Raw genomic sequence first — 13,871 nt, forward strand, 5'->3', positions numbered from 1 at the left:
TGGATGTTGAACAGGCGTTCAGGCCCGCAGGTCCACGATGGGCGGCGTTTTGCTGGTGATGGGGTCCAGCCGCCATTGTGCTCGCGCCGCCGGTATGAGCGCGACGGCGCAGGTGTCCGCCTGGCCGAGCAAGGCCGTCAGGCGCGAGCGCAAGGCCGCCTCCGCGGGGGCGGGCAGCGGGCCGGCCAGCAGCAGGGTCAGCCGCTCGCGGCCGCTTGGGTCGCGGTCCAGTTGGATCTGGAAGCCGTCTTCCGCGCCGGCCAGCTTCGCGAAGTCGTCCAGTTCGTAAGTGGTTTCATTGAGACGGAAGGAGCGGCCGTCGCGACCGCGCAATTCCAGCCAGCGTTCACCGTCGCGCTCCACCCAGCGGCCGATGTCGCCCACGCAGTAGCGAAACACCGGAAAGCGCCGCCGCCAGGCGTTGCTGACTGCAATGCGGCCGTAACCGGCGGCGTCCGGCTGCAGGATCTCCACCGCCACCCGCGGCAGCACCCGAAACAGGCCGGGGCGGCGGCTGGCGTCGCTCCAGGCCCAGATGCCGGTTTCCGCGCCGCCGTATAGTGACCAGACCTGACCCGCGCCCAAAGCGGCGCGCAGCCGCGCGAGAGTGGATGCGTGCAGGGTTTCACCGGCGTAGAGCAGTTGCGGAATCTCCAAACGCTCATCCGCGGCCTCCAGGTGGGCGGCGAACAGCGCCAGCCGCGACGGGGTGCCCAATATATGGCTGGGGCGGAACTGCCGCGCCGCGGCCAGGATGTCGGCGTCGGCGGCGTGGGCGCTCATCGGCAGGGTGGTGGCCTGGCAGCGCTCCAGCACATCGTCGACGATGGCGGCGGTGCGGTAGAGGTTGGCGTAGCCAAACAGATTCAGGGCGATGCTGGCGGGGCCGAACACCCCGTCGGCGCGCAGCCGGTCCGCCAGCGCCTGTCGTTGGGCCAGGTTTTCCGCGATATCCACCGGGAAAATCAGCGCCGCCTGGGTGCTGCCGCCGGAGCGCACCAGATAGAGGCCGGAAGCCTCCCGTTCCGGCGCAAACGACGCCAGCGCGGCTTGCAGAACCGCTTTTTCCAGCGGCTGCGCGGCGTCGGCGCAGTCTACGCCGCGGTAGAGCGTCTGATAGAAGGGATGGGCGCGGGCAAGCTCGAAACACTCTCGCAACAAGGCTTGCTGACGGGCCGGCGCGGAAGGCTGGGTCAGCGGCGCGTTCATGCCGGCAGCCTCGCCGCGTCTGTTTGCGGCAGCCCCAGCTGGATCAGCAGCGGGCGATGGCGGGCCAGGAAGGCGCGCCGCTGCGCCGCGTCCGGCAGCGACTCCTGCGCGTAATCCAGCCAGCGCTGCGCCAGCATGCGAGCCAGGCGCAGCTCGTCCGCGTCCTGGCTGCCGGCATAGCGCAGCACGGTGGGCGGGGTGGCCAGCAGCCGCCAATCCCGGCACGGCCGGTGTGACAGGCTGTCCGCCAGAATGCGGAAGCGAATCAGCGGAGCGGACAGCACTCCGGCGCGCCCGCCGTGCGCGACAATCTCCTTCAGCACCCGATACCAGAAATCGATGCCCTCGTTCAAGCGCGCGCCGGCCACGTAGCGCTGCGTCAGCAGCCATTGCCGCCGCGCGGCCACATTGCTGGCCCGGCCCATGAAAAAATCAGGATGGCCGGCGGTGCGCAGCGGGCGCGGAAGCAGGAAAACTTCGTCCTCCAGGGGCTCCCACTCCGCGCGCAGCGCGTCCAGTTGCGGGAAGCGCTCCTCCTGCGGCGCGCTGTCATAGCCCAGCACCGCCAGGTCCAGCCGGTGCTCGTTCATTTTTTGCTCCAGCAAGCGCAGGCAGTCCGGGCGGTAGCAGTCGTCCGCGTCCAGAAAGCTCACTAGTTCGCCGCCCGCCAGCGCCAGCCCTGCGTTTCGCGCCGCGCCGGGGCCGCTGTTGCGCGGCAGCCGCAGCAGCACGCTGCGGGTATGGCTTAAATCCTGAGCGTGGTGGCGCAAGGCGTGTTCCGCCGCCTCGGCGCTGTCGTCGGTGCTGGCGTCGTCGACGATGATGATCTCGTGCGGCGCTTTCTCCTGCGCCGCCAGCGAGGCGATGGTTTCACCGATGTAGGCGCGTTTGTTGTACAGCGGAATAATGACGGAATGCCGCATGAAGCCCCCTGTGCAAACCGATTCAGGCCGCGGCGGCGGCGGAGTACAGCTTGCCGCGGCGTTGGTGCAGATTGATGATCAACTCGTCCGAACCGCGAAACACGCCGGGGCCGTAACTTTCCGCGTCGCGGCATAGCTGCATGCCCACCAGCCGGATGAGCTGTCGGCTTTCCGGGTCCTCGAATTCGCTTTGTTCAATATAGTTTTGAAACATGTACCGCGGCCATTGCTCCCGCACCAGCTTGCGCCAGGCGGCTTCGCCGCAGGCGGAGCGCACCAGCGAGCCCAGGCCGCGTCCGCCGCTGCTGGGCTTGGCGATGAAATCGCCGGGAAGCGCCAACAGGGCTTCGGCTTCCTCCTGCGAAGCCGGCGCGAAGGAGGGGATCAGAAAGGGCCGGAGGGCGGCGTAATCATCGGTGTCCAGGCAGTCCCGCATGATGTCCTCCCGATTCAGGACCGCCAGAGAACGCTTGTCGTGCACCAGGATCAGCGTGCGGATGTCGTTGAAATAAGCGCCGCTATCCAGCAACTGATCCAGCGCTTTGTCCGGCAGTAGCGGCAGTTCGCTACGGTCCATTTCCAGAATGCAGCGATCCACTGCGCGGCCGTTCAGCCACAGTTTGCCGTTGCGGACGCTGAGCGCTTCCGGCCGGGCGGACAGAAAGTGAGCGCCGTCGCGCCGCAGCGTTTCCGCCAGCAGAAAAATCTCGGTGCCGGGCTCGCGGGCGTGCACAAGCGCCACCACGCAGCCGGGCGGGTGCCATTGACGCAGCGTTTTCAAGAAGGCGTCGTCTCCCTCAGCCTGGCCCAGCCAGTGGCTGATCATCCATCCGTTCATTGGATAGCGCGCGCCCACCTCGCAGATGCGCGGCAGGCCCTCGCGGTCGTAAATGAAGTCCGGACGGTAAAATCCCACGCGGTAAGGCCGGCCGTGAGCGTGCAGCAGCAGCGCCTCCATCGCTTTGGGCAACTGATAAAGCGCCCGGATGCGAGGGTCCAGGAAATAGCGGCCGACGATGGCCCGGAACGCGGCGTCCAGCAGCGCGCTCAGACGATGCAGGCTGCTCAGATAGCCGGCGGACACTTCCACGCGGGCGCGCGCCAGCTGCTCCGGGGCGAACAGCGGCGGCGTGCCCGGCGGCCAGGCGGGCGGCGCGGCGGCGGCCTGATCCGCCAGCCGCAAGAGCGGCGGTTCGGTTCCGCTCACAGCGCTTCCGCCGCGACGTCCAGCGCCACCGCTTCCAGCACCGCCGCCTTTTGCTCCAGGTAAGCGCCGACGATGCCGTCCAGACTATAGCGTTCCAAATCCAGCGCCATGGCCCGCGCGTAGTGGCGGATGGCGTTCATGGCGTGAAAGAAGTGGTTTTTCTCGGTGGGGCCGCAGTGCACGCTGATCCAGCCCAGCGTACGAGTGGCGTCGCGCTCGGCGAAGCCCAGGGTTTGAGTCAGCCAGCGGCGGAACAAAGGCAGGATGAACTCCACTTCGCCGTGAGTGTAGATCTCGTGCGTCAGCGTGGTCAGCAGCGCAATGGCCAGGTCCGGCTCGCGCAGCGACTGATGGTCCTTCCAGCTCTTGAAGGCCTTGGCGCTGGGGTGGAGGTAGGCATGGGACAGCCACTGGTCATCTCCGACAATGCCCGTGGCCATGTTGTAGTACATCTGGGCGTGCAGAATCTTGTGCGTGACCGCCAGATCCTCGTCCACGATGCGGTTCAAGCAGACCATGGCGGCCAATAAAGCTTCGCGGTCCGCCACCGGCCGGCCGGTGTGAATCAGCAAGGTCATGCGGTTGCTGATGCCGGCCACCGTCATCGCGCTATTGTTGGTCTGGCTCCAGCTTTGAAAAAAGCGGCGCAAGGTCTCAGGACTTTGCCGCTGAGCGGTTAGGCGCGCAAAGCCGGCCTCGATTGCTTCAAAGTGGCGGCCGTGCCGTTCAAAGGCTTCCAGCAGCTCGCGTTTGAGGTGGGAGGCGGGCAAATCCCGCAGGACTGGCATGATGATATGGCTGAGATGATTCATGAGCAGGACCCCTTGCTGGCATTGAGTGCGCGCCGCGGCAGGCCGGACGGGAAGGCCGCTGGCCCGTTCCTTTTTCGGTCGGACAGACATCAATATGGTTTAAGGATCAGACTGCCGATATAGGTACTACCACGATATTGAAAATCCGCATGAATGATCTAATGGCGCTTGCCGCACCGTGTATTGATTTGGCATTATTTGTCTTTTCCGGCAAGCGAGGCAGCGGAAATGCAAGCTCAAGTGATGACCGTCAAACAGGCAAGGTGGATTGAATGCCGTGCCGGCGTGGAAAGCCTGGATCAGGCGCTGGAACTGGTGGCGCTATGCGCGGAGCACGACGCGCCGTGCTTGCTGCTGGCGGAAGAAGCCTTGCCGCCGGTCTTTTTTGACTTGAGCAGCCGTTTTGCCGGGGAGTTCATCCAGAAGCTGGTCAACTACCGCCTCGCCGTGGCCGGCGTGTTCGCAAACGGCGCCGCTTATGGGGAGAGATTTGGCGAGTACCTGAACGAAGCGCGCCAGGGCCGGCAGTTTCGCGTGTTTGACGGTAGGGAGGCTGCTCTGGCCTGGTTGGCGGCGCAGCATTGAGGGCGAAGCTGTAGGAAAAGCGGCGGTTCCGGGGGGGAGGCTGGCGTTGGGGAAGGGGCGCGGATGAGGGAAGCGGCCCCTGAGCGGGGCTGCCGGCTTTCAACCTGTTAACGATCCGCTGCGCTGCGGAGGGGCCGTCAGCATGACCTGTCGTTGCATGGAAACTGTTCTTGAGAACCATGTGGATAGGCGTGATCGGAACCAGAAGCTGGCCGGGTGCGGTGCTTTGTGTGAGGCTGATTGCAGCTATGTTTCGCAAAGCGCTTGCGGGGGCACCAACTCCCCCGCCCGATCTATAAGCCAATAGCTCGGTTTTATTTGGGCTGGTCCGAAATCTGCTGATAAATCACTTTGCCGGCTAGCATAGTCCACAACACCTTGGCATCTTTGAGCTGTGCCACTGGTACCTTTTCGAGATTACGGTCAATCAGGGCGAAGTCTGCGCTTTTCCCCGCCGTGATACTGCCAATTTGCTGATCCAGCCCTATCACTTTAGCCGCATTGAGGGTGTAGGCCTGCAAGGCATCCTGACGCGAGATTTTTTCCTCCGCCGGCGGGAGTTCCCCCAGCTCCCCCTGCCGAGTGATCCCTGTGTACATGGCATGGAAGGGATTGGGCGTGGAGACTGGCCAGTCGCTGGCGCCTGCAACGATGGCGCCACTGCGAATCAAACTCCCCGCAGGATAGAGCTTCTGACGGAGTGCAGGGTTAACGTCGGCCAACAAGCTGGTACTGGCCGCGTCTTTCCCTGACCACAGAAACTGCATCGATGCGGCGACATTGAGCGGTTTGAACTGCTGGATGTGCCGATCGGCAACCACTTCCAAATGCGTCAGGCTGTGCAGGGTCCGGCCTTCAGGATTGCGGGCGCGGGCATAGGCAAGTGCCGTGAGAGCCTCATCGGCCGCACGATCGCCAATGGTGTGAAAGTGTGCGATCAAGTGCTGGCGGTCGGCCGCCGCAATCAACTCGTTAAAGCGTTGCTGGTTCAGATCTTGGCTGCCGCTGTAGTCCGGCCGGTTCAGGTAAGGCTGGCTGAGCTTGGCGGATTGAGACGGCGCCTCGATCACGCCGTCTTGCAGAATCTTGATGCCCCCCAGATTCAGCCGGCCGCCTGAGAACCGCCGTTTCAGCTTCATTACGTCTTGGATGATTTCAGGACCCGAATGGATGCCCACCAGCGCCAGCGCGGTCACATGGCCATTGAGACGCCCTTGTTGGGCCAGATAAGCGTAAGCGGGCAACTGGCCTTGATCGCGTGCGGTGGGTTCGGCGCTGAAGACGGCGGAGGCCGGCCGGATATTGGTGATGGGGTCCATCCAGGCGGTAATACCGTACCGATTGAGCTCGCGGGCGCCGGAGGCGATGGCGCGCGCCATGGTCTTGGTGTCTAGCGGGGGCATGGCTTGCAGGATTTGGTCCCAGCCGGCCTCTGAAACAAAACCGTTCAACTCCCCTTGCGGCGTCTGGCCAAAGTGGCTGGCAACGCTCGGCCCCAGCTTGGCTAGCCTTTTTTGATCTATGCCGGCCTGCTTCAGCATCGCTTGATTAACCCAGCCTGTGTGAGCATCTGCGCCTGCCAGCACTACCGGGACCGTGGCGAACTCGGGGCTGTTGAACACTTGGCGGATGGGCTCCAGGTTTTCCCAGTAGCTCAAAGAAACATTGGAGAAGTAGAGGATGTTGCCAAGGCGCAGCTTGGGGCTGTTCTGTTTCTGCCGCACAAAATCGCGGATTTGCTCGGCGGTGCCCAGCGTGTCGGGAAAGGCTTCGGTCATGCTCTGGAAACCGGCGAATCCGGTATGCACATGCGTATCGATCAGGCCGGGCATCAAGAATTTGCCTTGTAGATCCAATCGAGTGGCGCTTGGCCCCATTGCCTTGGCTACAACTGCATAATCGCCAACGATGACGATTTTGCCATTTGCTACGCCAACGGCTTCAGGGTGTGGTTGCGTGGCGTCGGCGCTATAGATGTTGCCGCCGTGTAGAATCATGCCGCTGCGCGGCGCCGCCGATGCGGCAAGCGATAAGAAAAGAACGCCCAGAGTGAACAAGGAGTGTTTCAATAACATGGTGGTTTCCTGGCATCGGACCGCCAATGGCGGCATGTAGAAGAACCATGCGACGAAGCGCCGACATGGACAACAACGATGCGGACAGGAAACGACAGTGTGCCGAGTTCAGCCAGGCGGCTCGCCAATAGGCATATGGATCTCCACCGCGTACCAGCCAAGCTCCGGTTGGGTTCCAGGCAAGTACAGCTCGTAGCAAGGGCTGTCGCCCAACTCGTAGCCGTGTCTATCCATCCAGGCGGCCGCGGCGTGCCAGGCTTGCGCCAGCAGAGCTTCGTCTCCCGCGCAAGAAAATACAGCGTAGCGCCCGCCAGGCACCTGTTGCGTCACGCGCTGGTCAACCAAATCCGGCAGTTGCGCGCACATATCGGTGCGGCACTTGTTCGGCGGGGTGACCAGCGGGTAGTCCCAATACACCGCCAGCACCGGCGTAGTCTGAAAGTCCGGTGTATAGCCTAGCAATTCACTTAGAGCCAAGAAGGCATGGGCGCAGGACGCTTGACCATAATTTCCGGTTTGGCGGGCATACACCACCTCCCGGGCGGCAAGCTCCCGGATACTGGCGAAAGCCGTTGCTTCATTGTCCGCATCAAGGTCGTCAAGGTATTGAATTGCTGCCGGGATGTCGTTTCCATGCTTGCTATTTTGCATGTGCAGCCGATAGTCCGACGGGCTTAGGCCAAAGTGCCGCCGAAAGCTTTTTGCCATGTTTTGCGAGCTGGAAAATCCGCAAAAAGCGGCTAAGCGGCTCATATTGTAGATTTGGGACGAGCATAGGTATTTGGCGACACGCTCCAGTCTTAGTCTTCTGATCGCTTCGCTTAATGTTTCGCCGGTTTCCTGCTTGAACACGCGGTGGAAGTGGAAACGTGAAGAGGCGCACTGGCGAGATACCACGGCAAGCGAGTGCTCCTGTTCCAGGCTGCTGCTGATCAGGTTCAAGGCTTTCATCACTTTGAGCTTGTTGTGGGCAAGCGCTTTAGCGCGGCGCATGGTGGAATGTCATAGATGAATCTTCTGCGTTTAGAATCTGTTTACGATCTGCCGCGCGTTGATGAGATGGTGAGACAAGAGCGTGAGCCCTCTTCGAAATGCGAATGTACCATCTGTGCACTCCGCTTTTTCGTTTGTTTTCGCCTTGTCTCGCGAGCGACGGCTTCCCTATGGTCCATTGCAATAAGAGTTCTTCTGTTTGCAATTTCTTCTTCAGTTTTGCGAGTTTGGCAGCGGCGCCTTGCGCATCGTATTTTTGTAGATCACCCCATCCTTCATGATCACGGTAAAGTTTTTCGCGGGGTTCTCAATCAATTTGATGTCCGCTATAGGGTTGCCGTCAACCAACAATAAGTCAGCCAGCGCTCCTTCCTCAACCACGCCGATCTTCCCGGGATAGGGTGAGCGCAGACCGGATAGCGCAAGCAATTCTCCATTGTCAGCGGTGGCCATTTTTAGCACTTGAGCCGGCGTATACCAACGCACGAGCTTGGCCAACTGCGCGCCTTGGCGGCTAGCCAGCTTGGCGTCGAACAAAGTGTCTGTGCCGAATGCCGTCTTAATCTTGTACTTCTTCGCCAATTGATAAGCATTGTCGGTGCCCTTGAGCATCTGTAATTGCTTGGCCCGATTAACAGAACCTTCGGGGAAAGGGATCATGTCCTCGTCCTCAAGAAAAGGCTGCAAGCTCCACCAGATGCCTTTTTCGGCCATCAATTTAGCGCTGGCTTCGTCAGCAAGCTGGCCGTGATCAATGCATTTGACGCCTGCGCGAATCGCTGTCTGAATCGCTTTGGGCGTGTAAGCATGCACTGCGACATAAGTGCCCCAGTTATCCGCGGCCTCGACCGCGGCATGAATCTCGGCCTCGCTATATTGCGCGACGTCCAAAGGATCGTAATTAGAGGCTACGCCACCACCCGCCATCACTTTCAAAAGGCTGGCGCCTTGTAACAATTGCTCGCGCGCGCCGCGCCTTACTTCATCCGGACTATCCGCTATCACCGCGTACCCCAGCCGCTCGCTGAAATGAGCAGGAGAGCCATCCTTGCGCGGCAGGTCAAAATGGCTGCGAAAATCCGCGTGACCTGAGGTCTGTGAAATTGCCGCGCCGGACGGCCAGATGCGAGGCCCTGGAATGTGACCCTCATCAATCGCTCGCTTCATGCCAAAGGTTGGACCGGATAGATCTCTTGCGCTGGTAAATCCACGCATCAACATGTCGCCGGCCGCCTTGGCCTGCACGATCTGGGTATAGTTTGGGTCCGCGGTCATCAGCACCGGCAATGGAACCACCGACTGCGCCATATGGGTATGGGCATCAATGAGTCCAGGCATTAGAGTGCGTCCTTCCGCATCAATCAACACTACATTGGCACTTCGCTCGATTGAGATGGGCAAGGCAGAGATCTTCACAATCTTGTTGCCACGCACAAGCACATTCGCCGGCGCGCTGAGTTGCTTTGACTTGCCATCGAAAATTCGTGCGCCGGTGATCAGGGTCTGCAATTCTGGAACAGGCTTCGATACAGGCAAAGGCGGCTCCGCGGCCTCCTGTCCGTGAGCGTGCACCATGGAAGTTGTCAGCATGAGTAAGACAAGGGCAAGTTTTTGCATGGAGTTCTCCAGAGGAGTGGGGCCTCATGAACCACAACCGCGAAGAGACGCAGAAGCCGTATGACCTGTAGATTAGCACGACATTGTCATTTTACTTGCCAGTGGCAAGAATGATTAATAACAAAATTAAATATGTTGCATACCCCTGCAAGGTTTGGGTCAAGGCTTGTCAGAGCCTGTTCAAAAGTCTCGCGAGCAAGAGCGAGATAAGGCGAAAACGGCTCAGAAAGCGGAATGGTCGAGTGGTATATGAGCATTTCGCAGGGGCATGACCCGTCAACAGCGGGTACGCCACACCCCGTTGGCGTTTCCAATGCTATTAATTTTTATACCAAATGATTGTTTTCGGGCTGTTTGAATAGACTAAAAGCATGGCGAGCAGCGCTAGCTGTGCCATGATTTAGAAACGAACGACACTGCCTGGAGCCGTCATGCCCCTGATCCGCTGCTGCCTGCTGTTCCTGTTGCTGTCGCTGCCGACTCTAGCCGCCGAACCACACCCATCGCCTTCTTCAGCCGACAACGCCCGCACACTGATTCTGGACAATCGGCCCATCTTCCTGTTTCTAGCCGGACAGGGCGTCCTGACGCCAGAACAACGACTGCAGCGCACTCTGGAGCGGATCAATGCGCTGGAGCCAGAGGACCTGCGCCAACCAGTAGAAACCACACCTTTCACCGCCGGCCGGTTGCGCGGCCTGGCGCTGAGCGTGCGTGGCAAGCCGCTCTTCACCATCTTGGAGAGCGACCTTGATCCAGGCGATCAATTGACGTTGGAGCAGGCTGGTACCCGAGTGCAGAACCGTCTGAACGAACTGCGGCTGGCGGTTCTGGAACAGCGCTCGCCTCAACACATCGCCCAGTCCGTACTACTGACGATTTTCGCCGCTCTCGTGTTCGCCGCTGTGCTGTTCTTAATCATCAAGGGGCGCTCCGCCTCGCGGCACCGGCTGGCACGGCAGTCACTTCCATCGCGATCAGCCAGCCATTTCAACCTGTATCGATTCCTGCTGGCCGCGGAACACCATCTGGTGGATATCACCGCGTTGCTGTGCGCGCTGTTCGCCGCTTATGTCTGGCTAAGCTACTCGCTGAGCTTGTTCTCCTACACTCGCCCGCTGGGACGGAAATTGGCTGGCGCCTTTTATCAGCTCCTGGCAACCATCACCGACGACACGCTATCCGCATTGCCTGGCTTGGCCATCGTCGCCGTGATCTTTCTCCTGACCCGGCTGCTTGGCCGCGGCCTCGCATTGTTGTTCGGCTCAGTGGAACGGGGTCAGTTGGAATTACCTGGTTTGCATGCCGAAACCGCTGGAGCCACCCGTCGGCTGGCCTCGGTGACCCTTTGGCTGTTCGCGTTGATCGTTGCCTATCCCTACCTCCCTGGCGCCAACAGCGACGCTTTCAAGGGCGTCAGCGTGTTTTTCGGCTTGATGGTTACCTTGGGCTCGGCCGGGTTGATGAATCACGCGATGAGCGGTCTGGTGCTGATTTATTCCCGCGCGCTGCGCACCGGCGATTACGTGAAGATAGGGGAAGTGGAAGGACGGGTCAGCGAATTATCGGCACTGTCGACCAAGCTCACTACTGGTCAGGGTTTCGAGATCACCATTCCCAACGCGGTGGCGGTGGGCGGCCTGGTGAACAACTACAGCCGCCACGCCAACGCCGCGGGGACCCTGCTCTCCACCCGCATCACCATAGGCTACTACACGCCTTGGCGGCAGGTGGAGGCGTTGCTGGAGCTGGCTGCGCGGCGCTGCCCCTATATTGACCCAGCCTGGAAGCCTCGCGTGCGCAAGCTGGCGTTGCAGGATTTTTATGTCGAATATGAGCTACAGGCAAAGTTGATGGCGGATGCCCAGCCGCCAACCGCGCGCGACATGCTGCACGGCCTGATCCTGGATGCGTTCAACGAGTTCGGCGTGCAAATCATGTCGCCGCATTTCGCCGAACAGCCTGACGTTCCTGTGCTGGTGCCGGCGGAGCGCTGGAACGAACCGCCCGCGGGACAATAGCCGCCATGCTCACCAAGCGAGTTGTAGCGGCCAACCTCGGGGAGAGTGGTCTTGGGGGGCAAGGGTTGGGCGACTTGCCTCGCGGGTATGTGGGATCGATAGACCGACCGTGTTTCTTCTATACAGTGAAAAATGTCGAGGGCACCTGAGTGCATAGGTCATGAGGACGGAAGCCGACCAATCAAACGATGGCTGACCAAGGTTAATGTGCGTATCTACATGCCGTGTGTAGATATGCCTCAATGGTCTGCTGATGTTAATTGGCCCGCCTCGTGGAGAGCAGGTCACGAGTCTTTCGGCTCCGCTGGAGAGGGAACTTTGAGAGAGGGCGCAGGGCGTCAGCGGCCTTTATCCAGTTCGCAGGCGAGGCCGGTGCCGGCGAAACCGCCGTACAACTTCATTTGGTCCGGCTGCTTGCGGGTGATGAAGAAACTGTCCGGCAGTGGCAAACCGGTGTTGCCGCGCGGCCAGGTCAGGAGCCCGCGCTCATCCATATAACCCTGAAAGCGCTGTTCGCCGCGAATCAACTCCACCGTCTGGCTCTGGCGGCTGAAGTGAAAGCGGGTGGCATCTGCGCAGTGGTAGCTGGCCTGCATCGCCTGCGGCTTGCAGCCGGCCGTCAGAGCCAGAGCCAAGCTGGCGAAGAGGAAACGGGCGGGGAGGGTCATGGGCGGCGAGTGGGCTTAGGACGGAAGGCCGCCAATATAGCAAGAGCGGCCGGCGACGGCTAGCCGCGCTCCCGGCGAGACTGGTCTATTCGCGAGGGAACGGTTAACATGCCGATCGATTTTTTGGCCGTCGCTCCAATGGCGGCCGCAAGGAGACAAGCATGTTTTCGCGAAAGGTGATGCTGGCGGTTTTGGGCGCGCTGACGCCGTTTGCCGCAATGGCGGCGGATATTTATATCGGCATGTTGAGCATGAACGAGGGGGCCATGCGCTTGACTCGCTGCAGCATCGGCAAGCCTGTCTATCTGCTGCTGAGCCGGGAAGGCCGGCCGTTGACGGAATGGCCGGGCGTGTCGCCGCAGGCGCTGGACGACAGGGCCAGAACCTCGGCCCGGATCTTGGGCGAGTTTGAGGAACGGGACGGCAAGCCGGCCTTGAGGGTGGAGGAAATCGAGGCGATCCGTTCTGGCGAGTCCTGCCATCTGGACGATTGGTTGGACCAGTAAGCCGCGCCAGAGGCGGAGCCGCGGTGATGTTGAGCAAAGGCCAGGCGGCGCTGTCGCTGTTTGCCTTGCTGAGCACGGGCTGATCGTAGAGTGCGGGCTTTCCGCATCGGGGCTCGGTCTGGTGCGCGCTTCAGAACAGGGGGGATGGTTTGCAAGACGCTAATGAGCGGGACCAAGGCCGGGAGGCCGCCGGCGCGCGTTTGCTGGTGCGCCCGGCGGTGGATGTGAGCACCTTGCTGCCGGGTTTGTTGCTGAAGAACAGCCCGCTGTTATTGATGGGTTTTTTTCTGTTGTTCATCGCCAGTGGCGAAAGCGACGGCAGGGAGACTCCCGGTTATGTGATGGCCGCCGGCATCTTGTTGTTGGTGGGCTGGCGGGCGGTGGCCGAGGCCTGGCATTCGATGCCGGTGGAGCAGGTGGACGGGGTGATGCTATTGGGCGACGAGTGGGTATTGACCCGGCAGGCGCCCAGCGCGGTGGTGGTGCGTCATTTGTGGAAAGCGCACTGGATGACGTTATTGCGCTGCGGCTCCAAGGATATCCCGGTGCGCTACCACCGGCTGGCTGCGGCGGACAAGCAACATGCGTTGGAACTGGCCCGCCGCTTCGGCGTCAAGGTGTGGACCAAGAGCGCGTGGGAAAAGCCCAAGCGGGTGTATTGGCGTTGAGAGCCTGTTCTCCATCCGCTCGCGCAGAGAGGGAGAGGCGCTGATCAAGGCCGGCGAGGCCTTGCCTTGCAGCGAGCAGGAGACGACGGCGCGTTTCAGTTCCGGGTCCAGTTTGATTTGCAGTTCCCGCATGGTGCGGGTGGCGCCGATGACGCTTCCGAACACCGGCGCGGCCGGCCGCCCTTGCCCATCCAGGGCCAGGCTTTCGCTGTGGATGTCGTGGCCGGAGCCGGCGTTGTGCTGTGGGCCGCGCTTTCGAGCAGGACCAGCAGCTTGTCCATTGTGGCCTGTCGGCCCGTCTTCAGGGTGAATCCCCAGCTGTAATATGCGCCCAGCCTGCCCAGGTTTTTCCAACGGACATTGAAGGATTGCAGCTATAGGTCGGCGACGCGCAGCGTCCGCGTCAGCGGAATGTCCGTGTGGTACATGAGCATTTCGAAGCCATTTTCAACGCGGCATCGCCGACGCGCAGCAGATCGTGAACAGGTGTGAAGGCTTTCCCCTCCGCCCCGCCAGCGGCAGGGGCGGCCGCGTCCGGCATTTCCCAAGAAAAAACAGGAACTGGTATGATCCGGGCCGCTGGGGCT

General features: G+C 61.2%; 12 protein-coding genes. 4 read left to right on the top strand and 8 right to left on the bottom strand.

Annotated elements, in window-relative coordinates; all coding sequences use genetic code 11:
• Positions 1–18 precede the first annotated feature (18 nt).
• Genes BR71_RS00680 through BR71_RS00695 form a run of 4 tightly spaced genes read right to left on the bottom strand, consistent with a single transcriptional unit; the run spans position 19 to position 4,151 of the window.
• Positions 19–1,209: an AMP-binding protein gene (locus BR71_RS00680; RefSeq protein WP_043631227.1), complete on the bottom strand. Its 1,191-nt coding sequence runs from the start codon at positions 1,207–1,209 to the stop codon at positions 19–21.
• Positions 1,206–2,132, bottom strand: a complete 927-nt coding sequence (locus BR71_RS22625; protein ID WP_052370223.1) for a glycosyltransferase family 2 protein — start codon at positions 2,130–2,132, stop codon at positions 1,206–1,208. The genes BR71_RS00680 and BR71_RS22625 overlap by 4 nt, the downstream gene beginning before the upstream one ends.
• A gap of 22 nt (positions 2,133–2,154) precedes the next feature.
• Positions 2,155–3,339: a hypothetical protein gene (locus BR71_RS00690; protein ID WP_043631236.1), complete on the bottom strand. Its 1,185-nt coding sequence runs from the start codon at positions 3,337–3,339 to the stop codon at positions 2,155–2,157.
• Positions 3,336–4,151: a hypothetical protein gene (locus BR71_RS00695; protein ID WP_043631240.1), complete on the bottom strand. Its 816-nt coding sequence runs from the start codon at positions 4,149–4,151 to the stop codon at positions 3,336–3,338. The genes BR71_RS00690 and BR71_RS00695 overlap by 4 nt, the downstream gene beginning before the upstream one ends.
• Positions 4,152–4,379: 228 nt before the next feature.
• Here BR71_RS00695 and BR71_RS22630 point away from each other — a divergent pair, with 228 nt between their 5' ends.
• Positions 4,380–4,736, top strand: a complete 357-nt coding sequence (locus tag BR71_RS22630; RefSeq protein WP_156038754.1) for a DUF4180 domain-containing protein — start codon at positions 4,380–4,382, stop codon at positions 4,734–4,736.
• 314 nt (positions 4,737–5,050) lie between these two features.
• Here BR71_RS22630 and BR71_RS00705 read toward each other — a convergent pair whose 3' ends face one another.
• The 3 genes from BR71_RS00705 to BR71_RS00715 all read right to left on the bottom strand — a co-directional run bounded on the left by BR71_RS00705 (position 5,051) and on the right by BR71_RS00715 (position 9,421).
• Entirely contained in the window at positions 5,051–6,811 is a 1,761-nt protein-coding gene (locus tag BR71_RS00705) for an amidohydrolase (protein ID WP_043631243.1), read from the bottom strand.
• A 108-nt stretch (positions 6,812–6,919) separates the two neighbouring features.
• A complete protein-coding gene (locus tag BR71_RS00710) occupies positions 6,920–7,804 on the bottom strand; it encodes an AraC family transcriptional regulator (protein WP_043631245.1) in 885 nt (294 codons plus the stop codon).
• Between the two features lie 213 nt (positions 7,805–8,017).
• On the bottom strand, positions 8,018–9,421 hold the full coding sequence (locus tag BR71_RS00715) for a metal-dependent hydrolase family protein (RefSeq protein WP_052370225.1): 1,404 nt from the start codon (positions 9,419–9,421) through the stop codon (positions 8,018–8,020).
• A gap of 431 nt (positions 9,422–9,852) precedes the next feature.
• Between BR71_RS00715 and BR71_RS00720 the strand changes: the two genes are divergently transcribed.
• A complete protein-coding gene (locus BR71_RS00720) occupies positions 9,853–11,442 on the top strand; it encodes a mechanosensitive ion channel family protein (protein WP_043631251.1) in 1,590 nt (529 codons plus the stop codon).
• 338 nt (positions 11,443–11,780) lie between these two features.
• Here BR71_RS00720 and BR71_RS00725 read toward each other — a convergent pair whose 3' ends face one another.
• The gene (locus BR71_RS00725) at positions 11,781–12,110 is read right to left on the bottom strand and encodes a hypothetical protein (protein WP_043631254.1); all 330 of its coding nucleotides are present in this window, start codon (positions 12,108–12,110) and stop codon (positions 11,781–11,783) included.
• A 161-nt stretch (positions 12,111–12,271) separates the two neighbouring features.
• On the opposite strand from BR71_RS00725, the gene BR71_RS00730 reads away from it, so the two are divergent.
• Together BR71_RS00730 and BR71_RS00735 are read left to right on the top strand one after the other, a co-directional pair.
• Positions 12,272–12,616, top strand: coding sequence for a hypothetical protein (locus BR71_RS00730; protein WP_043631256.1), 345 nt, complete (start codon positions 12,272–12,274; stop codon positions 12,614–12,616).
• A 149-nt stretch (positions 12,617–12,765) separates the two neighbouring features.
• The gene (locus tag BR71_RS00735) at positions 12,766–13,284 is read left to right on the top strand and encodes a hypothetical protein (protein WP_043631264.1); all 519 of its coding nucleotides are present in this window, start codon (positions 12,766–12,768) and stop codon (positions 13,282–13,284) included.
• The last annotated feature ends 587 nt before the right edge of the window (positions 13,285–13,871 follow it).

Source organism: Chromobacterium haemolyticum DSM 19808, assembly GCF_000711885.1.
GTDB lineage: Bacteria > Pseudomonadota > Gammaproteobacteria > Burkholderiales > Chromobacteriaceae > Chromobacterium > Chromobacterium haemolyticum.

Excerpts from the sequence above, each read along its gene's own strand:
- BR71_RS00725 (WP_043631254.1), bottom strand. The coding sequence starts at position 12,110 with ATGACCCTCCCCGCCCGTTTCCTCTTCGCCAGCTTGGCTCTGGCTCTG.
- BR71_RS00695 (WP_043631240.1), bottom strand. The coding sequence starts at position 4,151 with ATGAATCATCTCAGCCATATCATCATGCCAGTCCTGCGGGATTTGCCC.
- BR71_RS00720 (WP_043631251.1), top strand. The coding sequence starts at position 9,853 with ATGCCCCTGATCCGCTGCTGCCTGCTGTTCCTGTTGCTGTCGCTGCCG.
- BR71_RS00705 (WP_043631243.1), bottom strand. The coding sequence starts at position 6,811 with ATGTTATTGAAACACTCCTTGTTCACTCTGGGCGTTCTTTTCTTATCG.
- BR71_RS22625 (WP_052370223.1), bottom strand. The coding sequence starts at position 2,132 with ATGCGGCATTCCGTCATTATTCCGCTGTACAACAAACGCGCCTACATC.
- BR71_RS00710 (WP_043631245.1), bottom strand. The coding sequence starts at position 7,804 with ATGCGCCGCGCTAAAGCGCTTGCCCACAACAAGCTCAAAGTGATGAAA.
- BR71_RS00680 (WP_043631227.1), bottom strand. The coding sequence starts at position 1,209 with ATGAACGCGCCGCTGACCCAGCCTTCCGCGCCGGCCCGTCAGCAAGCC.
- BR71_RS00715 (WP_052370225.1), bottom strand. The coding sequence starts at position 9,421 with ATGCAAAAACTTGCCCTTGTCTTACTCATGCTGACAACTTCCATGGTG.
- BR71_RS22630 (WP_156038754.1), top strand. The coding sequence starts at position 4,380 with ATGCAAGCTCAAGTGATGACCGTCAAACAGGCAAGGTGGATTGAATGC.
- BR71_RS00730 (WP_043631256.1), top strand. The coding sequence starts at position 12,272 with ATGTTTTCGCGAAAGGTGATGCTGGCGGTTTTGGGCGCGCTGACGCCG.